Source organism: Microbacterium sp. ER1 (genome assembly GCF_023383675.1).
GTDB lineage: Bacteria > Actinomycetota > Actinomycetes > Actinomycetales > Microbacteriaceae > Microbacterium.
Map to the genome: position 1 here is coordinate 72,814 of NZ_QCXO01000134.1, position 22,774 is coordinate 95,587.

The window sequence follows — 22,774 nt, forward strand, 5'->3', positions numbered from 1 at the left end:
GGATCGGGTCAGGACGCGGCGCCCGCTCCGCGCAGCGCGCAGCGGAGGTCGCTCGGCGGCACGAAGTCCGCGGTGAGGGACCAGTCGGCCTCCTCGCCGGCGGGGACCTCCACCGTCGCTTGACCGGACCCGACGACCGTGGCCGCATCGGTGGTGAAGAACACGGTCACGACGTAGGTCGCGTCCGCGTCCGTGGGATTGCCGACCACGCCTTCCGCCGTCCCGCCGTCGTCCTCCGTGGTGCAGGTCGTGATCTGGGTCCCGGCGCGCACCTCTGGGGCGTCCGGCACGTCCTCCGGCACGCTCGTCGCTCCGACGACCCCCTCGTCCTCACCGGGGATCTGCGGCGCCCCCTCCGCGGCCGTGCGCGTCGGGGCCGGCTCCTCGGCGGCGGGGGAGCAACCGCTGAGCAGGAGACCGAGGATCAGGATCGGTGCCGCGAGGCGCGAAGTGCTGCGGTGGCGTGTGGACATCATGGGCTCCTCCTTCGACCGGGATCGCCCGTGGCGGGTGGACGCACCCGCCACGGACGACGCTCGGTCAGCGCTGTTCCTGCTCTTCCTCTCGCCGTCGCACCCGCGTGAGGCCGAGACCCAGGCCGGCGAGGACCATCACTCCGCCCAGCAGCAGGCCGCCGGCGGCGAGCGTGCCGCCCGTGACCGCGAGCCCGGTCGGCGGCGTCGGCACCACGCGGGTGACCGTCTGCGAGGTCGGCGGATCGATCGGCCCGCCCGGCGTGTTCCCGCTCACGGCTGCGACGTTGCGCACCTCACCGCGACGCACGTCGGCGGCATCGATGGTGTGCGGCGGCACGGTGCACGTCATCCGCTCCCCGGAGGCGAGGCTGGTCGCCGGGCAGGTCACCGGGCCCGCGGTCGGATCGGACACGACGATGTCGGAGACCGTCTGCGCCCCTATGTTGCTGACGACGATCGTCCACTCCACCCGGTCGCCGAGGTCGACGATCCCGTTGCCGTTCACGTCCACGGTCGTCGCGCGCTTCTCGATCGCAAGCTCGTTCGTCCCGTCGAAGGGCACCTCGACGGTCGACGGCGGCGACACCGGCGGCGTGCCCGATGGCGGTGTGCCGGTGGCCGTGGCCGTGTTGGTCAGCCGGCCGGAGTCGACGTCCGCCTGCGTCGTCGTGTACGTCGCCGTGCAGGTCACGGTCTGCCCGGGGATGATGCGCGCGGCCTCATCGGGGCAGGAGATGGCCGAGAGGTCGCCCTCTCCGGAGAACTCGGTCTCCTCGACCGCCACGTCGCTCAGCGTCACGTTGCCCGTGTTGGTCACGACGAAGGAGTACTCCAGCGTCTCCCCCACGGTGGTCATCACGGCCGGGGTCGCGGACTTCACGATGCTGAGGCCCGGGGTCGGCAGCGCGGGGACGCGCGCCTCGGACGGCGGCGACACCGGGGGCTGCAGGTCCCCGGGCGGCACACCGGTCGCGGTCGCGGAGTTCGTCACCTGGCCGGCGTCGATGTCCTCCTGCGTCAGCATGTACGTCGCCGTGCAGATGAGCTGGGCCCCGGGGGCCATCGACGCGGTCCCGGCCGGGCAGTCGATCGCCGACAGCGGACCCGTCCCGGAGAAGTCGCCCTCGGTGATCGCGACATCCGTCAGCGTGACGTTGCCGGTGTTGGTCACGACGAAGGAGTAGGTGATGTCCTGGCCCACGACGTAGGCCGCCGCCGTGTCGGGGCTGGCCGACTTCACCACGGCGATCGCCGGGTTCCGGTCACCGGGCACCTCCACCGTCGACGGAGGCGTCTCCGGCGGCTCGCTGGTCGGCGGCTCTCCCGTCGCGACGGCCGTGTTCGTGAGTCGCCCGGCATCCACATCCGCCTGGGTGACCACGTACGGCGCCGTGCAGGTCACGGACGCACCGGGGGCCAGCGAGGCCGCCGCGGCCGGACACGTGATCACCGGCGCGGTTCCCGTCCCCGAGAACGACACCTCGTCCACGCCGACATCCGTCATCGTGACGTTGCCCGTGTTGGTGATGAGGAACGAGTACGTGATCGTCTGCCCTGCGGCGCTGATCCGCGTGAGGTCCGCGGTCTTCGCCACCGTGAGGGCCGGCGACCCGTCCGAGGGCACCTCGACCGTCGACGGCGGCGAGACCGGCGGCTGCCCCGACGGCGGTGTCCCCGTGCCGGTGGCGGTGTTCGTGACGCCACCCGCATCGATGTCGGCCTGCGTCACGACGTACGGCGCGGTACACGTCACCTCCGCTCCCGGAGCGAGCGACTCCGCTCCCGCGGGACAGGTCACCACCGGCGCCGTGCCGGTGCCGGTGAACGAGACCTCGTCCACCCCGACATCCGTCAGCGTGACGTTGCCCGTGTTCGCGAGGAGGAACGAGTACGTGATCGTCTGGCCCGCCGCGGTGATCTCGGTGCGGTCAGCCGTCTTCGCCACGGTCAGCGCGGGAGCCGGGTCACCGGGGACCAGGACGGTCGACGGCGGCGACACCGGGGGCTCGCCCGAGGGCGGCGTGCCGGTCACGGTCGCGGTGTTCGTCACCCCGCCGCCGTCGAGGTCGGCCTGCGTCACCACGTACGGCGCGGTGCAGGTGACCTGGGCTCCCGGCGCGAGGGACGCGGCGCCCGCCGGGCACGTCACGACCGGAGCCGTGCCGGTGCCGGTGAAGCCCGTCTCGTCCACCGTCACGTCCGCGATCGTCACATTGCCCGTGTTGGTGACCAGGAAGGAGTACGTGATCGTCTGACCCGCTGCGGTGATCGTCGACCGGTCGGACGACTTCACCACCGACAGGCCCGGCGACGGCTCCGACGGCACCTCGACCTCGGACGGCGGCGACACCGGCGGCTCCCCCGACGGCGGCGTGCCCGTGGCGGTCGCCGTGTTGGTCACTCCGCCCGCGTCGATGTCGGCCTGGGTGACGACGTACTCCGCGGTGCAGGTGACGTCGAGCCCCGGTGCGAGCGAGGACACCGCAGGCGGGCACTCGATCACCGGCGGAGTCCCCGTACCGGTGAAGGAGGCCTCCGTCACCTCGATGTCCGTCAGAGTGACGTTGCCGGTGTTCGCGACGACGAACGTGTAGGTGATCGTCTGGCCCGCGGCCGTGATCTCGGTCCGGTCCGCCGTCTTCGACACCGTCAGCCCCGGCGACGGCTCCGACGGCACCTCGACCTCGGACGGCGGCGACACCGGCGGCTCCCCCGACGGCGGCGTGCCCGTCACCGTGGCGGTGTTGGTCACCCCACCCGCGTCGATGTCGGCCTGGGTGACGACGTACTCGGCGGTGCACGTGACCTGCGCGCCGGGAACCATCGTGGCGGCACCCGCCGGACAGGTCACCACCGGGGCAGGACCCGTACCGGTGAAGGTGCCCTCCTCCACCGTGACGTCGCGCACCGTGACGTTCCCGGTGTTCGTCACGAGGAAGGAGTAGGTGATCGTCTGCCCCGCTGCCGTGATCTCCGTCCGGTCAGCGGTCTTCGTCACGGTCAGCGCCGGGGCCGGGTCGCCGGGGATCTCCACCGTCGTCGGCGGCGACACCGGTGGCGTCCCCGACGGCGGCGTGCCCGTCGCCGTCGCCGTGTTCGACAGCTGCCCGGCGTCGATGTCGGCCTGCGTCAGCGTGTACGTGGCGGTGCACTCGACCTGCGCCCCCGGCGCGAGCGATGCGGCCCCCGCGGGACACGTGATCGCCGACACCTCTCCCGAGCCCGTGAACGCCGTCTCGTCCACCGTCACGTCGGTGAGGGTCACGTTGCCCGTGTTCGTCACCACGAAGGTGTAGGTGATCTCCGTCCCCACCGTGTAGCCCGCGGCGGTGGAGGGATCGGCCGACTTCACGACCGTGATGCCGGGCGTCTGGATCGACGGCACCTCGACCTCCGACGGCGGCGACACCGGCGGCTCGAGGGTTCCGGGCGGGTCGCCCGTCACGGTGGCGGTGTTCGTCACGCCGCCTGCATCGATGTCGGCCTGCGTCACCTCGTAGGTCGCCGTGCACGTCACCTCAGCTCCGGGTTCGAGGGACGCGGCCGCTGCGGGGCAGGTGACGACGGGAGTCGCACCGGTACCCGAGAACGACACCTCGTCGACGGTCACGTCCGCGATGGTCACGTTGCCCGTGTTCGTCAGGAGGAACGAGTAGGTGATGACGTCCCCCGCGGCGGTGATCTCCGTCCGGTCGGCCGTCTTCGCGACCGTGAGGGCGGGCGCGCCGGGCACCGTGACGATCGCCGTGGAGGGCGCCGACACCGGCGGTTCGAGGTCGCGGGGCGGCGTGCCCGTCGCGGTGGCGGTGTTGGTCACCTGACCCGCGTCGACGTCCGCCTGCGACGCCTCGTAGGACGCGGTGCAGGTCACCTGGGCACCCGGAGCGAGTGTCGCCGCGGCGGCGGGGCAGGTGATCTCCGGCGCCGTGCCCGTGCCGGAGAACGCGGTCTCGGTCACGGTGATGTCGGTGAGGGTCACATTGCCCGTGTTCGTCACGAGGAAGGCGTAGTCGACGGTCGCCCCGGCGGCGGTGATCGACGTCGGATCGGCCGTCTTGACGAGGGTGATCGCGGGCGTCTCGTCCGCGGGGACCACCACGGTCGAGGGCGGTGACACCGGCGGCTCGCCCGTGGGCGGCTCCCCGGTCACGGTCGCGGTGTTGGTCACCCCGCCCGCGTCGATGTCGGCCTGGGTCACCACGTAGGGCGCGGTGCAGGTCACCTGCGCGCCCGGGCCCAGGGAGGCGGCGGCCGCGGGGCAGGTGATGACGGGGGCGGTTCCCGTTCCGGTGAACGCCGTCTCCGTCACGCCGACGTCGGCGATCGTCACGTTCCCCGTGTTCGTGATGAGGAACGAGTAGGTGATCGTCTGTCCGGCCGCGGTGATCTCCGTGCGGTCCGCCGACTTCGCCACCGTGAGCGCCGGGGCGGCGGTGACGGGGATCTCGACCGTGGACGGCGACGACACGGGTGCCGCGCCCGTCGGCGGCGTTCCCGTCGCGGTGGCCGTGTTCGTGAGCGCCGAGGTGTTGTAGTCCGCGGCCGTCACGGTGTAGCTCGCGGTGCAGGTCACCTGCGCTCCCGGAACGAGGGATCCGGCGCCGGCGGGGCAGGTCACGTCGAGGGCTCCGGTGCCGGAGAAGGACTCCTCGTCGATGCTGACGTTCGTCAGGGTCACGTTCCCGGTGTTCGTGACGAGGAAGGAGTAGTCGATGGTCTGCCCGGCGCCGGTGATCGCGGTCGTCTCGGAGCGCTTCTCCAGCGAGATCGCCGGAGCCGGGTCCACCGGCACGCGCACGGTCGACGGCGGAGACACCGGAGGCGTCAGCGACCCGGGAGGCACACCGGTGGCGGTCGCCGTGTTGCTGACCGATCCCCCGTTCACGTCGGCCTGGGTCAGGGTGTAGCTCGCGGTACAGGTCGCCTGCGCGCCCGGGGCGAGCGGTGCCGTCGGACATACGGCCGCCGAGAGCGTCCCGGAGCCCGTGAACGCCGTCTCGTTCACCGCGATGTTCGAGACGGTCACGTTGCCCGTGTTGGTGACGATGAACGAGTAGTCGATCACCTGTCCGACCGTGAAGTCGTCCGGTCCGGACGGGGTCGCCGACTTCACGACCTTGAGCGCCGGGGTACGGGTCGTCGTGACCGTCGCGGTGCTCGGGTTGCTCTCCACGCCGGTGTTGGCCTCGGAGGTTCCGGTGGCGAGCGCGGTATTCGTCACCGTGCCCGCGTCGATGTCCGCCTGGGTCAGCGTGTACGCCGCCGTACAGGTGGTGTTCTGCCCCACGGCGAGCGTCGTCGCCGCACAGTTCACCGCCCCGAGCGTCCCCGTACCGCTGAACGCGGACTCGCGGATGCCGAGCCCCGAGACGGCGACGTTGCCGGTGTTCGTGACCGCGAACGAATAGGTCACCGTGTCCCCCGCCGCGCTGGCGGTGGTCGGCGTGACCGTCTTCGTCAACGCCAGAGAGGGCGCCGGAGCCGTGATCGTGACGGCCTAGTCCTCCACCTCACCCGGACCGCCCGTCCCCGTCGGCGTCGCCGTGGTCAACCCCGTCCCGCTCTGGATGCGGAATCGGGCGAACGTCTGCCCGCCCACCGTCTGCGAGGCGATGCCGGACCAGTTCAGTGTCACGGATGAGCCGTCCGCCGTGCCCGCGGGGACCGTCGCGGTGGCGCCCTCGTTCGCGTCGAACACGCCGTTGCGGTTGAAGTCGATCCAGCCGACCAGGGTTGCCGGCACTCCCGGCACCTTGTTCGACGCCAGCACCGACACCGAATAGGTGTTCGTCACGCTGGCCATGATCGGCCCGAACGACGCCACCCCCGTCTCGTCGTTGATGGTCTGGTTCGGGGCCGTGCCGCCGACCACGTTGTCGCCCGTCGCGTTCGCGCTGTACTGCATCGCCGTCTCGGCATCGGCCGACCAGCCCAGATACGTCGCCGCGTTCAGCTCCTGGGAGACCGAGCCGTAGCTGGCCGGCGCATCGCCGAAGTCGTCGGGGATGGTCGTACAGGAGGGGTTGAACCCGTCGATGCCCTCGCCACCGCTCTGCGCCCGGTAGCCGCGCACGACGATGTCGCTCGTCCCGGTGGTCCCGGCGGGGCCGCATCGAGGGGTCGGCGTGTTGAGGCCGCCGTTCGTGTTGAAGTTCTGCCCGGCGGTGAGGACGGTGGCGGAGGCCGCGAGGTCGATCCGCAGCTCCCCCGCGGCGGTGAAAGTCATCGGACGGCACGTGATCTGCACGGACGAGGGCCACCGCGCGCCGTTGTCGCCGACGAAGGTGGTGCCGGTGATGCGGTGTACGAAGGTGTTCGCCGGACACGTCGCCGTCTGCACGTTCCCGCGACCCTGGTCGTAGACCGGCCCCTCGATCCACGTGGGGTTAACCGTGGAGGTGATGACCCCCGCATTGCTCACGGTGATCGACGAGCACTGGAGGCTGAAGCGCGTGAGGATCGAGTTCGCTGAGGAGCCCGGCGCGTCCGCGGAGCGGTTCTCCGTCCGCACGGCCGTGAGGACGGAGTTCGCCGGGCACTCGGTGGGGGCGGTCAGATCCTTGTCCGACCCGACGACGGGTCCTTCATACGACACGCCGAGGTACAGCTGAGCCGGGTCGCCCGGGGCTGCTGTCGCGGGCACCACGGGCGCGACGAGCGATCCCAGCACGAGTGCGAGCATGGTCGCCACCGCCCACGACGTCCGCGGTGATGACCGTGGCCGTCGTCGCGCTCTCCGATCCATCTTCTCTTCTCGACCAGACCGCGTGCGCAGAGAACCCCGCATGAACACTCCCCTGTCCAGATCCCGGCTCACCCGCTCCCCGAGCTGGGATACCGCCGAGGGTAAGGCGAGCGATCAGCGAACTCCAGGGCGACTTTCGTCCCCCCAGGATGAGGACTCAGGTCAGCGATCGGGGGTGGAAGGCGCCTCGAGTCGACGGCGCAGCGCCGTGGCGCGTTCCTCGAGTTCCGCGCGGATCTCGTGGGCGGCGAGCGAGCCACCGGAGAGGAAACCTGCCTCCAGCGCCTCCCGCCACCGACGGTTCACCTCGTCCAGCTCGAGGGTGAGGCGCTCCCTCTCCTCGGCCGAGATCGGCTCCGGCGGGACGGACTCCTCCGCCCCGTCCTCCGGCACGACGTACCACCGGAAATCCTCGCGACCGCGGGCATTGTTGAGACGCCAGAGGAGGAAGAGGGAGAGAAGGAACCCTGCTCCCCCCGTCGCGATCATCACCCAGGCGAACCCGGGCGTCTCGTCCAGAACGCCGATGCCGTACCAGAGGAGCAGCAACGCGGTCAGAGCCAGGGCGCCGGGGAAGACGATGCGGACGAGGACGAGTCCGACGGTGTGCATCCAGGCGCTCATGCGGCAGACCGTTCGATAAGCGTTCGCGGGGAAACAGAAAGAGCCGGTCAGACTCTGACCGACTCTTTCATGAATGTCTCGCTGTGCGCGAGGGGGGACTTGAACCCCCACGTCCATACGGACACTGGCACCTGAAGCCAGCGCGTCTACCATTCCGCCACTCGCGCGAGCGTCTCGCTCCGAAGAACTCAACTTTCCGAGGATATCACGCGTTTTCGCCCGCGTTGCACACCCCGGCAGGGGCGTCGGCGGCGTTCCCCCAGGTCACCTGGCTACGATGTCCCTACCGGTCGGCATGCCAGAGGAGCCCAGTGGGACTACTTGACAGCTTTGAGAAGGGTCTCGAGCGCGCAGTGAACAGCGCGTTCGCGAAGACCTTCCGCAGCGGCATCCAGCCCGTGGAGATCGCTTCGGCGCTGCGACGCGAGGCGGATACCACTGCGGCCGTGGTGAGCCGTGACCGCATCATCGCGCCCAACAACTACGTCGTGCGCCTGAGCCCCGACGACGCGGAGCGCATGCGCGGGCTCGGCGGCGCGCTGACGGACGAGCTGCACGCACTCCTCACGAAGCACGCGAAGTCGCAGGGCTACAGCTTCGCCGGCCCCCTGTCCCTCACACTCGAGGCGGACGACAAGGTCGCCACCGGCACCGTGCGCGTCACCTCGGGCACCGTCGAAGGACGCGTGAGCTGGCAGGCCGTGGTCGACGTCGACGGACGCCGGCACACCCTCACCCGTGCCCGCACCGTGATCGGCCGTGGCTCCGACGCCGACATCACCATCGCCGACGCGGGATCCAGCCGTCGTCACGCCGAGATCCTCTGGGACGGCGAGCGCGCGATGCTCCGCGACATGGGATCCACCAACGGCACGAAGGTCGACGGGCAGAAGCTCCGCGAGGCCGCCCTCCCCTCCGACACCACGATCACGATCGGTCGTACCGACCTCGTGTTCCGCATCGTCCCCGTCGCCACCCCGTCGCGGTCGTCGCGCCCCGACGACGACGCGACCCGCGTGTTCGGAGCCCTCGGATGAGTGAACTGGTCCTGCTCCTGCTCCGCATCGGCTTCCTCGTGCTGATGTGGTTCTTCGTGTTCGGGGTCGTCTACTCCCTGCGCGCCGACCTGTTCGGGGTGCGGGCTCGGAAGCTCCCCGCGGAGGCGACAGCGGGAGCACCCGCCGCCGCTCCGGCCGCGGCACCGGCGGCCCCGCCCCGTCCCTCGTCGGCGCGACCGTCGACCGGCCCCGCGACCGTGGCCACGGCGAAGCGCCTCGTGATCACGTCCGGACCGAAGGCGGGTCTCGAACTGCCCCTGGGCTCCGACGCGATGACGATCGGCCGCTCCAGCGAATCCGCCCTGGTGATCCGCGACGACTACACGTCCAGCCATCACGCCCGGCTCCTGCTCCGCGGCGACACGTGGGCGATCCAGGACCTCGACTCGACGAACGGCACGTTCGTGGCCGGCCAGCGGGTGACGGGCGGCCCGGTCTCCCTCAGCCTCGGCACCCCGGTCAAGGTCGGCGCGACGACGTTCGAGCTGAGGGCCTGACGCCGGCATGGTCTTCGAAGGCTCGAGCGCCGCGATCTCCCACACCGGGAAGGTCCGCTCCAACAACCAGGACTCCGGGTACTCCGGGGCGAACCTGTTCGTCGTCGCCGACGGCATGGGCGGACACGCGGGCGGCGACGTCGCCTCCAGCATCGCGATCCAGCGCATGGAGCCGCTGGATCAGCCGTACTCCTCCACGGAGGACGCGCAGGCCGCCCTCCAGGCCGCCGCCACGACAGCCGCGGGCGATCTCATCCGCGCCGCGAAGGATCGTCCCGAGCTCGCCGGGCTCGGCACCACGCTCAGCGCGATCATCATGGTCGACGAGTACGCCGTCATCGGCCACATCGGCGACTCGCGCATCTACCTCTACCGCGACGACGCGCTCACGCAGATCACCGCGGACCACACCTTCGTGCAGCGACTGGTCGACTCCGGCCGGATCACCCCGGAAGAGGCCAGATACCACCCGCGTCGTTCGGTGCTCATGCGGGTGCTCAGCGACATGGACGCCGACCCCGAGCTCGACATGTTCGTCATGCACGCGCAGCCCGGCGACCGCTGGCTGCTGTGCTCCGACGGCCTCTCGGGCGTGGTGGACGAGGCGCGCATCCTCAAGGCCATGCAGCTCGGGCTCGCCCCGGGGCGCACGGCCGACAACCTCCTCAAGCAGGCCCTCGACGGCGGCGCCCCGGACAACGTCACGATCGTGATCGTCGACGTCGGCGGACAGCACCCCGTCCACTCCGGCACCGCCACGATCGTCGGCGCGGCGTCGAACCCGTCCGGGGTCTACGTGCCGCCGGTCCGCGCGCCGCGGAGCAACTGGCTGCACCCGGTGCGGCAGGCCGCGAACGAGCCGAGCCACTTCGAGCCGGCGCCCGAGTACCTCGAGGAGCTGATCGAGGAGGATCGCCGTCGCGCCAAGCGCCGCCGACTGGGCTGGATCGCCGGCGCGGTCGTCGTCCTCGCGATGCTCGGCTTCGCCGCGTTCGCGGCATACAGCTGGACGCAGACGCGCTACTTCATCGGCGCCGACGAGGACAGCGTGGTGATCTTCCAGGGCGTTCAGCAGAACATCGGTCCGATCACCCTGTCGACCCCGGTCGATGACACCGAGATCCTCCTCGCCGATCTGCCGCCGTATCAGCGGGCCTCGGTCGAGCGCACCATCAGCGCCCGCTCGCTCTCGGACGCGATGGCCATCGTCGACCGGCTCCGCTCCGGCGCCGAGGCCAACATCATCGAGCAGACGCCGCTGCCCACCCCGCTCCCCTCGCCGAGCGAGACGCCGTCGGGAGGTGCCGGATGAGCACCGACGTCCAGGCCGACACCACCGTCATCAAGGCCCTGCGCCGCCTGCGCATGCCTCAGACGCAGCGCAACCGCGAGTTCTGGCTGCTCCTCTTCGCCTGCGCGATCAGCGGCGCCGCCCTCACCCTCGTCCAGCTCGGCGCTCTCGGCACGATCGACCCGATGATCCTGGCGATCGGCGGCGGACTCGCCGCCCTCGCCTTCGCGCTGCACATCGTGCTCCGCTTCGTCGCCGCCGACGCCGACCCGTTCGTGGTCCCGATCGCGACGCTGCTCACCGGCCTCGGCGTCGCGATGATCTACCGGATCGACATCGCGTTCGGGAACACCGGGTGGAACGCCTACTCCACCAAGCAGCTCGCCTGGACGGCCATCTCCCTCGCCGGCGCGATCGCGGTGGTCATCCTGCTGCGCAACTACCGGATCCTCTTCCGGTACACCTACATCTTCGGCCTCGCCGGCATCCTCCTGCTGCTCCTGCCCTTCGTGCCCGGTCTGCGGATCCCCGACGCGAACGCCCAGGTCTGGGTGTCGCTGGGCGGCATGTTCGCCTTCCAGCCCGGCGAGCTCGCCAAGATCTGCCTGGCGATCTTCTTCGCCGGCTACCTCGTGCGCACGCGGGAGAGCCTGACCTCGGTCGGCAAGCGGGTGCTCGGCATCACCTGGCCGCGCATGCGCGAACTCGGTCCGGTCCTCGTCGTCTGGCTCGTCTCGCTCGGCATCATCGTCTTCCAGCGCGACCTCGGCACCGGAACGCTCATCTTCGGCATGTTCGTGGCGATGCTCTATGTCGCGACGGGCAAGACGAGCTGGGTGCTGATCGGTCTCGGCCTCGTGGTGGCCGGCGTCGCCGCCGCCTCGCAGATCCTCAGCTACGTGCAGGGTCGTTTCATCAACTGGCTGTTCCTGTTCGACTCCTCCAAGGTCGACCCCGACGTCGCCGGCTACCAGCCCATGCAGGGACTGTTCGGTCTCGCCCGTGGCGGCCTCATCGGCACCGGCTGGGGCCAGGGCCGCCCGGAGATCACCCCGCTGGCGCACAGCGACTACATCATCACCAGCCTCGGCGAGGAGCTCGGCCTCATCGGCCTCTTCGCGATCCTCTGCCTCTACATGGTGTTCGTCAGCCGCGGCGTCCGCATCGGGCTCGCTGGTCAGGACGACTTCGGCAAGCTGCTCGCCACGGGGCTGTCGTTCACGATCGCCCTCCAGGTCTTCATCATGGTGGGCGGCGTGACGCGGGTCATCCCGCTGACGGGTCTGACCACGCCGTTCCTCGCCGCCGGCGGCTCCTCCCTCGTCGCGAACTGGCTCATCGTGGCGCTCCTGCTCCGCATCTCCGACGGCGTCCGCCGTCAGCCCCGGGTGGTGATCGGCTGACATGACCAAAGAGCTCCGCAGACTCAGCATCGTCATGCTGTTCATGTTCGTCGCGCTGTTCGCCGCGACGAGCTGGATCCAGGTCGTCGAGACCGATGTCCTGTCGCAGAACCCGCACAACAAGCGGACGCGGCTGGACAGCTACGAGATCCAGCGTGGCGCGATCATCGTCGACGGCACCGCCATCGCCAACTCGGTCCCGAGCGACGACCAGTACCGGTTCCAGCGCGTGTACACCGACCCGGGCCTGTGGGAACCCGTCACCGGGTACTTCAACCCCGCCCTGGGCTCGGCCACCGGCATCGAGGAGGCGATGAACGCCGATCTCTCCGGCACCGGCTCGAACGCCTTCTTCGCCGAGATCGAGCGCATCCTCTCCGGCCAGCCTCAGCGCGGCTTCAGCGTCGAACTCTCCCTCGACACCGCCGCACAGCGCGCCGCCGTCGAGGCCCTGGACGGCCTGCAGGGAGCGGTCGTCGCGATGGACCCGAAGACCGGACGCATCCTCGCGATGGCCTCCACCCCGGGCTTCGACACGAACCGCATGGCGACGCACGACGCGAACGCGGCCAACGCCACGTACGACGAGCTGGTGGCCGATCCGGGCAAGCCGCTCTCCAACCGGGCGATCGCGGGTGACCTCAACCCCCCGGGCTCGACCTTCAAGATCGTCGTGGCGGCCGCCGCCTACGCGAGCGGAGACTGGACGCCGGAGTCGACGCTGCCCAACCCGACGTCGTACACGCTCCCCGGCTCGAACAATCGCGTCTCCAACGCCTGGGGAGGCGCCTGCGGTCCCGGGGAGACCGTCACGATCGCCGAGGCGATCCGCCTCAGCTGCAACATCCCCATGGCCGAGCTCGCGGTCGAGCTCGGCGACGACACGATCCGGGAGATGGCCGAGAAGTTCGGCTTCAACCGCAGCTTCGACACGCCCCTCACCTCGACGCCCTCCAGCTACCCCCAGGGCCTGGACGACGCGCAGACCGCGCTCACCGGGTTCGGGCAGGGACAGGTCACCGCGACGCCGCTGCAGATCGCCATGGTCTCGGCGGGCATCGCGAACGACGGCGTGGTCATGAACCCGCAGATGGTGGACGCCGTGATCGGCAACGACCTCTCGGTGATCCGGTCGTTCGAGAGCACCGAGTTCGGGCGCGCGATGGACGCCGACGTCGCCGACGACGTCACCTCCGCCATGGTCGCGAGCGTCTCAAACGGTGCGGCGCAGGGTGCAAGAATAGACGGGGTCGACGTAGCCGGTAAGACGGGAACGGCGGAGAACGGAAACAGGCCGCACACGCTGTGGTTCACGGGGTTCGCCCCCGCGGACGACCCCGCGGTCGCGGTAGCGGTCGTCGTCGAGAACGGCGGCGGACAGGGTCAATCAGGAAGCGGGGACACCATCGCCGCTCCGATTGCGAAGAAGGTCATAGAGGCGGTGCTGGGCAGATGAGGCCGACGCAGGGTGTGTCGTTCGGTGGTCGCTACGAGCTGCAGTCGCGTATTGCGATCGGCGGCATGGGCGAGGTGTGGGAGGCGACGGATCACGTCATCGGTCGCACCGTCGCCATCAAGATCCTCAAGGACGAGTACATGGGGGACCCCGGGTTCCTCGAGCGGTTCCGCGCGGAGGCGCGTCACGCCGCGCTCGTCAACCACGAGGGCATCGCCAGCGTGTTCGACTACGGCGAGGAGAACGGCAGCGCCTACCTCGTCATGGAGCTCGTGCCGGGTGAGGCCCTGTCGACGATCCTCGAGCGGGACGGCTCGCTGAGCGCGGACAAGACGCTCGACATCGTCGCGCAGACCGCCTCGGCCCTCCAGGCCGCGCACGCCGCGGGTCTCGTGCACCGCGACATCAAGCCGGGGAACCTCCTGATCACGCCCGACGGCCGTGTGAAGATCACCGACTTCGGCATCGCCCGCATCGCCGATCAGGTCCCGCTCACCGCGACCGGCCAGGTCATGGGCACGGTGCAGTACCTGTCGCCGGAGCAGGCGTCGGGTCACCCGGCCTCCCCCGCGACCGACACCTACTCGCTGGGCATCGTCGCGTACGAGTGCCTCGCCGGCAAGCGCCCCTTCACCGGCGAGTCGCAGGTCGCGATCGCCATGGCGCAGATCAACGAGCAGCCGCCGCCGCTGCCGCCGACGGTCCCGATCCCCGTGCAGAACCTGGTCATGGCGATGATCGCCAAGAAGCCGGCGGATCGCCCCTCCTCCTCGGCCACGGTCGCTCGCGCGGCCCAGGCCCTGCGTCGCGGCGACCTGAACTCCGCGGCCATCGCCGTGCCCGCCATCGCGACGGGCGGCATCGCCGGCGACGACGACGCCACGCGCATGCTCACCGCGACCGGTGACGACGGCACGACACGCATCCTCCCCACCACCGCGCAGCTTCCCACCGACGAGGCCGCCGCGGAGGAGCAGGAGAAGAAAAAGAAGAAGAAGAGCGCCTGGACGTGGCCGCTCATCGCGCTGCTCGTGCTGCTGCTCATCGTGGCCGGCGGCACGCTGTGGGCGCTGTTCGGACCCCAGACCGACGACGCGGATCCCAAGCCCACCGGGAGCTCGAGCCGCACCCCCACACAGGTCGAGTCCGAGACGCCCTCCGCGCCGCCCACCCCTCAGGAGACGCGCGTCGACGTGACGGCGCTGAACCTCACCGACATGGACTGCGCCACGGCGACGGCGACGCTCAAGGAGGCCGGCTTCAGCGACATCACGTGCGCCGACGGCGACCCCGCGCCGAGCGACGGCGAGGTGGGCAAGGTCTACCGCGTGCAGCCCTCGGGCAACGTCGCGACGACCACCCCGATCGCATTGACCGTCTACGCCGGCCGCACGCCTCTCCCGACGCCGACGGACAAGCCGACGATCACCGGGGACCCGGTCGCGGGCAGCACCGTCACCATCTCCTGGGGCACCGGTTTCACGTGCCCCAGCGGCACCACCCTGTCCGGCTACGTCGTCTCGCTGCAGAACGGCACCTTCGCCGCGGGCGGCCCGAACTTCCAGCCGACCCAGCGCAACGCGCAGGTGACGGTCGGCGACGCCGTGGGCCAGCAGCTCATCGCCACCTACCAGGGCCTGTGCTCGGGTGGGGACCAGCGGACGTCGAACGCCTCGCCGCCGCTGTCCGTCACCATCGTCGCTCCGGAGGACGGCGAGGGTGACAGCGGGGAGAGCACCGAAGGGTAGCCTGAATAGCCAGTCCAGCCGCAGTCGATTCCAGGGGGTTCATCCGTGTCCACAGAGCCACGAGTCATCGCGGGCCGGTACCGCGTCGACGAGCTCATCGGGCATGGCGGGATGGCGAAGGTGTACCGCGGGTACGACCTGACCCTGGGCCGCGAGATCGCGATCAAGATCCTCGATCCCGAGCTCGCCCGCGACACCAGCTTCCGGACGCGGTTCCGTCTCGAGGCGCAGTCGGCGTCCCGCATGTCGCACCCGTCGATCGTCCGCGTGTACGACGCGGGCGACCCCTCGACGGTCGACAGCTCCTCCGACGAGCCGCCGTACATCGTCATGGAGCTCGTCAAGGGCACGCTCCTCAAGAAGATCATCGCCGACGGTCCGGTGCCCGTCGAGGACGCGGTGCGTTATGTCGACGGCATCCTCGAAGCGCTCGACTACTCGCACCGCGCCGGCGTCGTGCACCGCGACATCAAGCCCGGCAACGTCATGGTCACCGACAAGGGTCAGGTGAAGGTGATGGACTTCGGCATCGCGCGCGCGGTGTCCGACTCCTCCTCCACCGTCGCCGAGACGACGCAGATCATCGGCACCGCCGCGTACTTCTCCCCCGAGCAGGCCAAGGGCGAGCCCGTCGACGCGCGTGCGGACCTCTACTCCACCGGGGTCGTGCTGTACGAACTGCTGACCGGACGCCAGCCGTTCCGCGGGGAGTCCCCGGTGGCCGTGGCCTACCAGCACGTCAGCGAGACGCCGGTGCCGCCCTCCGAGGTCAACGAGGAGTCTCCCGCGGCCCTCGATCCGATCGTGCTCCGCGCCCTCGCGAAGGACCCGTACCAGCGGTATCCGGACGCCGCCCACTTCCGCGCCGCCCTCGACGCGGCGGTGACGGGTGCGGCACCGACGCGCAAGCAGATCGGCGCGCTGACCAGCGAGCTCTACGGACCCAATCCGCGGCAGGCGCAGGAGACGGCGCGATCGCTCCGTCAGCTCAGCACCGACACCACCATGGCCCGCACGCAGTCGGGGCCGCCCGTCGCGTGGATCTGGGCCGGCGTCGCCCTGCTCGCGGTGCTCCTGGCCTCCGTGCTGTTCTGGGTCTGGACCATCAGCATGCGGCCCGCCGACGTGCCCAGCACCTCGCGCGTTGTCCCGGATCTGACGAACGTCGCCTCGGAACGTGCGCAGGACGACCTCGCGGAACTCGACCTCTCTTCCAAGATCGTCATCGAGTCGAGTCCCTCGATCGCGGAGGGCAACGTCATCCGCACGGATCCGGAGGGCGGGGTGTCGGTGGAGCAGGGCTCGACCGTCACGCTCTACGTGTCCTCGGGCGAGGAGACGGTCGTCGTACCGAAGCTGGAGGGCATGTCCCTCGATGCCGCCACGAAGGCGCTCCAGGACGCGGGACTCGAGCTCGGCACCGTGACCCAGCGCAACGACAAGGGTCTTGCCGCGAACACCGTCATGACGGCCAGTGAAGAAGAGGATGCCGAGGTGGCCCCCGGCACGGTGGTGAACCTCGAGGTCGCCAGCGGCAAGGTGACGCTGAAGAACATCGTCGGCTGGTCCATGGATTCGGCCACCGAGGAGCTCGAGAGTATCGGGCTCACCCCGGTGCCGACCGAGGCACCGGAGTGCCCGGCGTCGGATCCGGCGACCGTGCACTCGATGTCCGTCGCGCCGGGAGACGTTCCCGTCGGGTCGTCGGTCGAGCTCCGCTACTGCACCGGATCCTGACCCGGACCCGCCGGCTCAGCGCGCCAGCGGATCGAGGCGCGCGGATCGGGAGACGGCCTCCTCGTCGCCGCACAGCCCGAGCCAGTTCGCGAGCAGTCGATAGCCACCCCGGGTGAGCACGCTCTCCGGGTGGAACTGCACCCCGTGCAGCGGCAATGTCCGGTGCGCGAGGGCCATCACGGTGCCGTCGGGCGCGGTGGCGGTCACGGTGAGGTCGGCGGGCAGGTCACCCGCCGCGAGAGCGAGCGAGTGGTAGCGCCCGACGTCGAACGGCGACGGGAGCCCCGCGAACAGCGCGGAGCCGTCGTGACGGACCGCCGAGACCATGCCGTGCATCACCGCAGGTGCCGACCGGACGGGCGCCCCGAGCGCGGCTCCGATGACCTGATGTCCCAGACACACGCCGAGCGTCGGCACGCCGCGCCGCATCGCGATCCGGGCGGCCTCGACCGAGACCCCGGCGTCGGCGGGGGCCCCGGGCCCGGGAGAGAGGAGGAGGGCGTCGTGGGAGTCCAGCATGCCTTCCACCGCCGCGGCGTCCGTCGCGTCCGACTCGACGAGGGTGGTGTCCGCCCCGAGCTCCCGGAGATAGCCGACGAGGGTGTGCACGAAGCTGTCGTGGTTGTCGACCACCAGGACGCGCGTCATTCGACGTCGACCTCGCCGGGGGAGATGAGGGGGCTGACCCAGGGGAACACGTACCAGAACAGCGCGTAGAGCACCGCGGCGATCACCACGAGCAGGATGAACACGCGCAGCCACCACGGGCCGGGCAGCAGGCGCCAGAGTGCGGCGTACATGGGTCTTCTCTCTCCTGGGGGGGTCACACGGACGGCGCGGCCGGCGGCGGTGGCGGATCGGTCAGGGCCGGCGGGGGTCCCTCGGCTCGCGGTTGGAAGCTCTCGAACACCCCGTACGCGACGATGCGCTCGGCGAGCGAGTACAGCGGCGAGCATGCCGTCAACGTGATGTACTGCTCCCCCGTCTGCTGCTCCGGCATCTGCGGCACGTCGGCGAGCACGTCGGTCTGCGTCGGCTTCACGTACTCCAGGGTGCGGAACCGGTAGGTGTACCACCCGTCCGGAGTCTCCACCACGATCGCGTCGCCCACGTGCAGCTTGTCGAGCTGGTTGAACGGCTTGCCCCAGGTCGTGCGGTGGCCGGCGAGCGAGAAGTTGCCGACCTCTCCGGGCATCTTCGACTGCGTGTAGACCCCGATGCCCTTCTGATCGAGCGTGCGCGCCCGGCTGGTCCCCCCGTAGATCCCGAAGTTGTAGTCGGCCCCGAACCGGGGGATGTGCATCTGCCCGAACCACTCGCCGTCGGCCGGTGCCGCCGGGACCGGCGCCTGATAGACCGTCTCGCCGTCGTCCGTCTCGATGAGAGGCGGGGGCTCGGGGGCTTCGCCCGCGGCGAGCTGCTGCGAGATCGCGGCGCCCTCCTCGTTCTTCTGGGCGGCGATGATGATGTCGCCGATCCACATCTGCCAGGCGACGAAGAGGAGCACGATGACGCCGGCGGTCAGGAGGAGTTCGCCGAGCACACTCGCGAACGTGGCGCGCGACCGGGGTCGCTGCCGCCGTCCGCGCCGCCCCCCAGGCACGACAGATGCAGTCATGGGCGTGATCATATCCGCCCGACCTGTGCAGCAGGAGTCGGGGCACCACCGATCCGCGTCCTCACGTCTCGTCCGCGCCGAGGTCTCCCGGGTACAATGACGGCATGGCACGTGACCGCAAGACCGAAGAACCCGCCGTCGAGCGCGCCGAGGGCGACGCCGCTCCCAACGCCGTCTGGTTCAAGCCGGTGATGATCGGCTTCATGCTCCTCGGCCTCGCCTGGATCCTCGTCTTCTACATCTCGGGCATGCAGTTCCCCATCCCCGGCCTCGACAACTGGAATCTGGCCATCGGTCTGGGCATCGCCCTCATCGGATTCCTCATGACCACACGCTGGCGCTGACCGGCCGCAACGACAAGAACCCCTCGCCACTGCGGCGAGGGGTTCTTTCGTCTGTGCGAGAGGCGAGGTTATCCACAGGTTATCCCCACACTGGGGAGAATTACACCGATGTTATTCACAGGGGTTAACAACCCTGTTAACAACTCGGGATCAGGCCAAAAGGATGAGGGGCGGCACCACGGCGACCACGACGATCAACAGCACCACCAGGGCGGCGAGCGACACGATCTGCCAGGTCCGCTGGTCGCGGCGCTTCGTGCGGACGTAGATGAGGGCCACGAGCGCGCCCGTGATCGCGCCGCCGAGGTGCGCCTGCCAGGAGATGCCACCGGCGAAGAACCCGAAGGCGAAGTTGATGCCGAGGATCACGAGGATGCCCGTGACGTTGGCCCCGATGTGGCGCCCGATGATCAGGAGCGACGCCAGGAGCCCGAAGATCGCCCCGGAGGCGCCGACCGTCCACGTCTCCGGCGCGAGGACGGCCACCGCGACGGATCCGCCGAGACCGCTGATGAGGTACAGCGCGAGATAGCGGACACGACCGAGCATCGGTTCGAGGTTCTGCCCGAGCATCCACAGGGCGAGCATGTTCAGGGCGAGATGCACGAAGCCGCCATGCACGAACAGCACGGTCAGCAGTCGCCACGGCTCGAACGGCAGGAGGGAGAGGTTCGGGTAGAGGAACGGCGCGTAGAAGCCGAGAGCCTGGATGATCGGGGCGTTGAGCCCGGGGATGAGCTGCACGAGGCCGATGAACGACGTCACCGCCAGCAGGACGTACGTGACGACCGGCTTGCCGCTGCGCACGGCCCCCATGGTCGTGGCGCCGCCGCCGCGCCAGCGTCGCGCGGCCTTCTTCTGAGCGGGGGTGCGGTTCTTGCGCTCGGCATCCATGCACTCGGGGCAGATCACGCCGACCGGGGCGGGCGTCTGGCACTCGGGGCAGATGGTGCGGAGGCACCGCTGGCAGAGCACGAAGGACTGCCGATCCGGATGCCGGTAGCAGAAGTTCTCACGGTTGTTCGTGAACTCGGGCGTCGTCATCCGGATCGGCCGTCGCAGTCGTCAGGCGGCGACGATGTCGATCGACTGCAGCACCACGGGCTCGATCGGGCGGTCGCCCGCCGCCGTCGGGACCGCGGAGATCGCGTCGACGACCTTGCGCGATGCGTCGTCGGCGACCTCGCCGAAGATCGTGTGCTTGCCCTGCAGCCACGGGGTCGGGTCGGTGGTGATGAAGAACTGCGAGCCGTTGGTGCCCTCGACCTTGCCGGTGATGGCGTTGCGGCGGAGGCCCGCGTTGGCCATCGCGAGGATGTAGGGCTCGTTGAAGTTGAGCTCGTTGTTGATCTCGTCGTCGAAGTTGTACCCCGGACCGCCGACGCCCTGGCCGAGCGGGTCGCCGCCCTGGATCATGAAGTTCGGGATGATGCGGTGGAAGATGACGTCCTTGTAGAGGGGACCCTCGCCCGGCTTGCCGGTGGCGGGGTGCGTCCACTCCTGGGAGCCGTCGGCGAGACCGACGAAGTTCTTGACCGTCTTCGGGGCGTGGTCGCCGAAGAGGTTGATGACGATGTCACCGTGGTTGGTGTGCAGAGTTGCGACGTGGGAAGCGTGAACCATGCGTTCATTCTCGCAGAGCTTCCGGTGAGCGGGCCGGGCGTGTACAACGCGGGAGCCGATGATGCAAGGGGCGGGCGATTCCCTCGCCGCATCCAGCCTCTCGTGGCAAGATGGGGAACCCGTACTCCAATGGACAGGAGAGCATCGTGAGCCTCAGCCGCAAGCGGAAGAAGCAGCTTCGTCGTCTTCAGAAGGACGCGAACCAGCTGTGGGAAGACCAGCAGGTGCTCGTCGGCCACGCCGCCGACGTCGCTCGTGAGGCGGGTCGCCAGCTCGGCAACTTCAATCGCGAGCAGATCGTCCCCGTGGTCCAGGACACCTACAACCGCCGCGTCGCCCCGGTCGTCGACCGCTCGGTGAAGGCCGGTAAGCATGTGGTGGACGACAAGGTCGTCCCCATCGTCGGCGGGGTCGTGGGTACGGCGCTGACCGCCTGGGACGTCGCGAACGCGAAGCGCCACGGCGTCGAGTACAAGGCCCGCAAGGCCGTCTCGCAGAAGAAGGGTCCGGGCCTCGGATCCGTCATCGCCATCGTCCTGGGCGCCGCCGCCGCGGTCGGCGTGCTCTACGCCGCCTGGCAGGCGCTGCGGGCCGACGACGAGCTCTGGGTCGCCGACGACCCGCTGTCGGCTCCCGACGCGTGACCACTCCCGACCCGCACGCGCGGGTGAGGGATGCTGCGGCCGCCCGCGGACTCGACATCGAGATCCGCGAGCGGCCGCAGGCGCGTAGCCTCGTCGAAGCCGCCGAGATCCTCGGCATCCCGCCGTCCGGGATCGTGAAGACCCTCGTGGTGAAGCGCTCGGATGACACCTATCTGTTCGCGCTGGTCCCGGGTGGGCGGTCCATCTCGTGGCCGAAGCTGCGCGCCGTCGTCGGAGTGAACAAGCTCCGTCTGCCCGAACCCGAGCTCGCTCTCGCAGCGACCGGTTACGAGCGCGGAACCATCGTCCCGATCGGCAGCACCACCGAGTGGCCGGTCTACGCCGATGAGTCCATCGTCGGCAAGCGGATCGCGATGGGTGCCGGTGCGCACGGCTACAGCCTGTTCGTCGACGCCGACGACCTCATCGCGGCGTACGGCGCGACCGTCGCCGACATCTCGGTGCCCGAAGAGCGCTGACCGTCGCCGGATCCTCAGAGCAGGCCGGCCATCCGCAGGGCGATGTCCACCAGCCGTACACGCTGCAGTCCGGCGACCGCGGAGAGCGCGAACCACTCGGCGCGATCGGTGGATCCCTCCGTCTCCCAGCGCAGCTTCCCCCCGGTGACCTCGGCCCGATAGACGATGCGCAGGGTATGCAGGGGGTCGGACGACTTCTGCACGCGCCGTCCGGCCGGGATGACACGGGAGTGGATGCCGAGGAGCTGTCCGACCCGGACCGTGTACCCGGTCTCCTCGCGGAGCTCCCGCCGCACCGCGTCCTCCGGCGCCTCGCCCGGTTCCAGGCCGCCGCCCGGGAGCGTCCACGCCACGCGCCGGCCCTCGGTCCACCGCGCCAGCAGGAGGCGCCCACCCTCATCGGTGACGACCCCGTATGCGGCGACGCGCAGGTCCATGCGTCACACCTTATCGGGGTCTCGGGCCGTCCCCCGCCGCGTGACGATCGGGGTGATCGATCACGAATCGAGAAGCCCGACATCACGGGCCGTCCCTACGCTGGGAGCATCATCCGGCCCACGAGAGGAACATCATGGCTGACACCGAGAAGAACTTCACCGCCGAGGAGCGCGAGGCCATGCAGGCCGCCGCCAAGGAGGCCCGCACCCGACGCTCGCGGGCCAAGAAGTCGCCCGAGGAGCTGCGGGCCGCCGGAGAGGCCGATCTCAAGGAGGCCGTCGCGAAGCTCACCGACGAGGACAAGCTGCTCGCCGAGAAGCTGCACGAGCTGGTCTCCGAGGTGGCGCCGGAACTCGTGCCCCGGACGTACTACGGCATGCCGGCGTGGGGGCGCGACGGGAAGGTGCTGTGCTTCTTCCAGCCGGCCAGCAAGTTCAAGGTCCGCTACGGCACCTTCGGGTTCGAGCCGATCTCCAACCTCGATGACGGCACCGTCTGGCCGACCGCGTACGCGGTGACCGCGCTCACGGAGAAGGACCTCGAGTTCCTCGCCGGACGCATCCGCCAGGCGATCAGCTGATCCCGAAGTGGGT

General features: G+C 70.0%; 21 protein-coding genes and 1 tRNA gene. 11 read left to right on the forward strand and 11 right to left on the reverse strand.

What is annotated here, in order from left to right; all coding sequences use genetic code 11:
• Positions 1 to 8: 8 nt before the first annotated feature.
• The 5 genes from BV453_RS08960 to BV453_RS08980 all read right to left on the reverse strand — a co-directional run bounded on the left by BV453_RS08960 (position 9) and on the right by BV453_RS08980 (position 8,012).
• Positions 9 to 476 carry a hypothetical protein gene (locus tag BV453_RS08960; RefSeq protein WP_025105166.1) on the reverse strand — a complete coding sequence of 156 codons (468 nt, stop codon included), beginning with the start codon at positions 474 to 476 and terminating at the stop codon, positions 9 to 11.
• Between the two features lie 64 nt (positions 477 to 540).
• Positions 541 to 5,937, reverse strand: coding sequence for a hypothetical protein (locus BV453_RS08965; protein WP_249521407.1), 5,397 nt, complete (start codon positions 5,935 to 5,937; stop codon positions 541 to 543).
• A gap of 36 nt (positions 5,938 to 5,973) precedes the next feature.
• On the reverse strand, positions 5,974 to 7,158 hold the full coding sequence (locus BV453_RS08970; RefSeq protein WP_249521408.1) for a GEVED domain-containing protein: 1,185 nt from the start codon (positions 7,156 to 7,158) through the stop codon (positions 5,974 to 5,976).
• Positions 7,159 to 7,383: 225 nt separating this feature from the next.
• Positions 7,384 to 7,845, reverse strand: a complete 462-nt coding sequence (locus BV453_RS08975; RefSeq protein WP_025102898.1) for a hypothetical protein — start codon at positions 7,843 to 7,845, stop codon at positions 7,384 to 7,386.
• A gap of 84 nt (positions 7,846 to 7,929) precedes the next feature.
• Positions 7,930 to 8,012: transfer RNA gene (locus BV453_RS08980), tRNA-Leu, on the reverse strand.
• 144 nt (positions 8,013 to 8,156) lie between these two features.
• Between BV453_RS08980 and BV453_RS08985 the strand changes: the two genes are divergently transcribed.
• Genes BV453_RS08985 through pknB form a run of 7 tightly spaced genes read left to right on the forward strand, consistent with a single transcriptional unit; the run spans position 8,157 to position 17,035 of the window.
• Entirely contained in the window at positions 8,157 to 8,882 is a 726-nt protein-coding gene (locus BV453_RS08985; protein ID WP_025102897.1) for a DUF3662 and FHA domain-containing protein, read from the forward strand.
• Positions 8,879 to 9,400 carry an FHA domain-containing protein gene (locus tag BV453_RS08990; protein ID WP_025102896.1) on the forward strand — a complete coding sequence of 174 codons (522 nt, stop codon included), beginning with the start codon at positions 8,879 to 8,881 and terminating at the stop codon, positions 9,398 to 9,400. Before BV453_RS08985 ends, BV453_RS08990 begins: the two co-directional genes overlap by 4 nt.
• Positions 9,401 to 9,407: 7 nt before the next feature.
• The gene (locus BV453_RS08995) at positions 9,408 to 10,712 is read left to right on the forward strand and encodes a PP2C family serine/threonine-protein phosphatase (RefSeq protein ID WP_025102895.1); all 1,305 of its coding nucleotides are present in this window, start codon (positions 9,408 to 9,410) and stop codon (positions 10,710 to 10,712) included.
• Entirely contained in the window at positions 10,709 to 12,094 is a 1,386-nt protein-coding gene (locus BV453_RS09000; protein WP_249521409.1) for an FtsW/RodA/SpoVE family cell cycle protein, read from the forward strand. Before BV453_RS08995 ends, BV453_RS09000 begins: the two co-directional genes overlap by 4 nt.
• A gap of 1 nt (position 12,095) precedes the next feature.
• On the forward strand, positions 12,096 to 13,550 hold the full coding sequence (locus tag BV453_RS09005) for a penicillin-binding protein 2 (protein WP_025102893.1): 1,455 nt from the start codon (positions 12,096 to 12,098) through the stop codon (positions 13,548 to 13,550).
• The gene (locus BV453_RS09010) at positions 13,547 to 15,298 is read left to right on the forward strand and encodes a serine/threonine-protein kinase (protein WP_240183548.1); all 1,752 of its coding nucleotides are present in this window, start codon (positions 13,547 to 13,549) and stop codon (positions 15,296 to 15,298) included. Before BV453_RS09005 ends, BV453_RS09010 begins: the two co-directional genes overlap by 4 nt.
• A 45-nt stretch (positions 15,299 to 15,343) precedes the next feature.
• A complete protein-coding gene (gene pknB / locus BV453_RS09015; RefSeq protein ID WP_303709542.1) occupies positions 15,344 to 17,035 on the forward strand; it encodes a Stk1 family PASTA domain-containing Ser/Thr kinase in 1,692 nt (563 codons plus the stop codon).
• Between the two features lie 15 nt (positions 17,036 to 17,050).
• Here the strand turns inward: pknB and BV453_RS09020 are convergent, their stop codons facing one another.
• Genes BV453_RS09020 through BV453_RS09030 form a run of 3 tightly spaced genes read right to left on the reverse strand, consistent with a single transcriptional unit; the run spans position 17,051 to position 18,653 of the window.
• Entirely contained in the window at positions 17,051 to 17,683 is a 633-nt protein-coding gene (locus tag BV453_RS09020; RefSeq protein WP_062765909.1) for an aminodeoxychorismate/anthranilate synthase component II, read from the reverse strand.
• Positions 17,680 to 17,835 carry a hypothetical protein gene (locus BV453_RS09025; RefSeq protein ID WP_249521410.1) on the reverse strand — a complete coding sequence of 52 codons (156 nt, stop codon included), beginning with the start codon at positions 17,833 to 17,835 and terminating at the stop codon, positions 17,680 to 17,682. Before BV453_RS09025 ends, BV453_RS09020 begins: the two co-directional genes overlap by 4 nt.
• Positions 17,836 to 17,858: 23 nt before the next feature.
• The gene (locus BV453_RS09030; RefSeq protein WP_062638016.1) at positions 17,859 to 18,653 is read right to left on the reverse strand and encodes a class E sortase; all 795 of its coding nucleotides are present in this window, start codon (positions 18,651 to 18,653) and stop codon (positions 17,859 to 17,861) included.
• Between the two features lie 104 nt (positions 18,654 to 18,757).
• Between BV453_RS09030 and BV453_RS09035 the strand changes: the two genes are divergently transcribed.
• Complete coding sequence (locus BV453_RS09035; protein WP_025102888.1) at positions 18,758 to 18,997, forward strand: cell division protein CrgA; 240 nt, start codon at positions 18,758 to 18,760, stop codon at positions 18,995 to 18,997.
• Positions 18,998 to 19,147: 150 nt separating this feature from the next.
• Here the strand turns inward: BV453_RS09035 and BV453_RS09040 are convergent, their stop codons facing one another.
• Both BV453_RS09040 and BV453_RS09045 read right to left on the reverse strand, forming a co-directional pair.
• A complete protein-coding gene (locus BV453_RS09040) occupies positions 19,148 to 20,041 on the reverse strand; it encodes a rhomboid family intramembrane serine protease (protein WP_025102887.1) in 894 nt (297 codons plus the stop codon).
• A gap of 21 nt (positions 20,042 to 20,062) precedes the next feature.
• Positions 20,063 to 20,620 carry a peptidylprolyl isomerase gene (locus BV453_RS09045; RefSeq protein WP_025102886.1) on the reverse strand — a complete coding sequence of 186 codons (558 nt, stop codon included), beginning with the start codon at positions 20,618 to 20,620 and terminating at the stop codon, positions 20,063 to 20,065.
• A 146-nt stretch (positions 20,621 to 20,766) separates the two neighbouring features.
• On the opposite strand from BV453_RS09045, the gene BV453_RS09050 reads away from it, so the two are divergent.
• Together BV453_RS09050 and BV453_RS09055 are read left to right on the forward strand one after the other, a co-directional pair.
• Positions 20,767 to 21,264: a hypothetical protein gene (locus tag BV453_RS09050; protein ID WP_025102885.1), complete on the forward strand. Its 498-nt coding sequence runs from the start codon at positions 20,767 to 20,769 to the stop codon at positions 21,262 to 21,264.
• Positions 21,261 to 21,743 (forward strand): YbaK/EbsC family protein, encoded by a 483-nt coding sequence (locus tag BV453_RS09055; RefSeq protein WP_249521411.1) that lies wholly within the window; start codon positions 21,261 to 21,263, stop codon positions 21,741 to 21,743. The genes BV453_RS09050 and BV453_RS09055 overlap by 4 nt, the downstream gene beginning before the upstream one ends.
• A gap of 14 nt (positions 21,744 to 21,757) precedes the next feature.
• On the opposite strand, the gene BV453_RS09060 is transcribed toward BV453_RS09055, so the two are convergent.
• Positions 21,758 to 22,180: an NUDIX hydrolase gene (locus BV453_RS09060; RefSeq protein ID WP_025102883.1), complete on the reverse strand. Its 423-nt coding sequence runs from the start codon at positions 22,178 to 22,180 to the stop codon at positions 21,758 to 21,760.
• A 134-nt stretch (positions 22,181 to 22,314) separates the two neighbouring features.
• On the opposite strand from BV453_RS09060, the gene BV453_RS09065 reads away from it, so the two are divergent.
• Complete coding sequence (locus tag BV453_RS09065; RefSeq protein WP_025102882.1) at positions 22,315 to 22,761, forward strand: hypothetical protein; 447 nt, start codon at positions 22,315 to 22,317, stop codon at positions 22,759 to 22,761.
• The last annotated feature ends 13 nt before the right edge of the window (positions 22,762 to 22,774 follow it).

Excerpts from the sequence above, each read along its gene's own strand:
- BV453_RS09045 (WP_025102886.1), bottom strand. The coding sequence starts at position 20,620 with ATGGTTCACGCTTCCCACGTCGCAACTCTGCACACCAACCACGGTGAC.
- BV453_RS08970 (WP_249521408.1), bottom strand. The coding sequence starts at position 7,158 with ATGCTCGCACTCGTGCTGGGATCGCTCGTCGCGCCCGTGGTGCCCGCG.
- BV453_RS09025 (WP_249521410.1), bottom strand. The coding sequence starts at position 17,835 with ATGTACGCCGCACTCTGGCGCCTGCTGCCCGGCCCGTGGTGGCTGCGC.
- BV453_RS09005 (WP_025102893.1), top strand. The coding sequence starts at position 12,096 with ATGACCAAAGAGCTCCGCAGACTCAGCATCGTCATGCTGTTCATGTTC.
- BV453_RS08960 (WP_025105166.1), bottom strand. The coding sequence starts at position 476 with ATGATGTCCACACGCCACCGCAGCACTTCGCGCCTCGCGGCACCGATC.
- BV453_RS09065 (WP_025102882.1), top strand. The coding sequence starts at position 22,315 with ATGGCTGACACCGAGAAGAACTTCACCGCCGAGGAGCGCGAGGCCATG.
- BV453_RS09060 (WP_025102883.1), bottom strand. The coding sequence starts at position 22,180 with ATGGACCTGCGCGTCGCCGCATACGGGGTCGTCACCGATGAGGGTGGG.
- BV453_RS09040 (WP_025102887.1), bottom strand. The coding sequence starts at position 20,041 with ATGACGACGCCCGAGTTCACGAACAACCGTGAGAACTTCTGCTACCGG.
- BV453_RS09020 (WP_062765909.1), bottom strand. The coding sequence starts at position 17,683 with ATGACGCGCGTCCTGGTGGTCGACAACCACGACAGCTTCGTGCACACC.
- BV453_RS08975 (WP_025102898.1), bottom strand. The coding sequence starts at position 7,845 with ATGAGCGCCTGGATGCACACCGTCGGACTCGTCCTCGTCCGCATCGTC.
- BV453_RS09030 (WP_062638016.1), bottom strand. The coding sequence starts at position 18,653 with ATGACTGCATCTGTCGTGCCTGGGGGGCGGCGCGGACGGCGGCAGCGA.
- BV453_RS09010 (WP_240183548.1), top strand. The coding sequence starts at position 13,547 with ATGAGGCCGACGCAGGGTGTGTCGTTCGGTGGTCGCTACGAGCTGCAG.
- BV453_RS09035 (WP_025102888.1), top strand. The coding sequence starts at position 18,758 with ATGGCACGTGACCGCAAGACCGAAGAACCCGCCGTCGAGCGCGCCGAG.
- BV453_RS08995 (WP_025102895.1), top strand. The coding sequence starts at position 9,408 with ATGGTCTTCGAAGGCTCGAGCGCCGCGATCTCCCACACCGGGAAGGTC.
- BV453_RS08990 (WP_025102896.1), top strand. The coding sequence starts at position 8,879 with ATGAGTGAACTGGTCCTGCTCCTGCTCCGCATCGGCTTCCTCGTGCTG.
- BV453_RS09000 (WP_249521409.1), top strand. The coding sequence starts at position 10,709 with ATGAGCACCGACGTCCAGGCCGACACCACCGTCATCAAGGCCCTGCGC.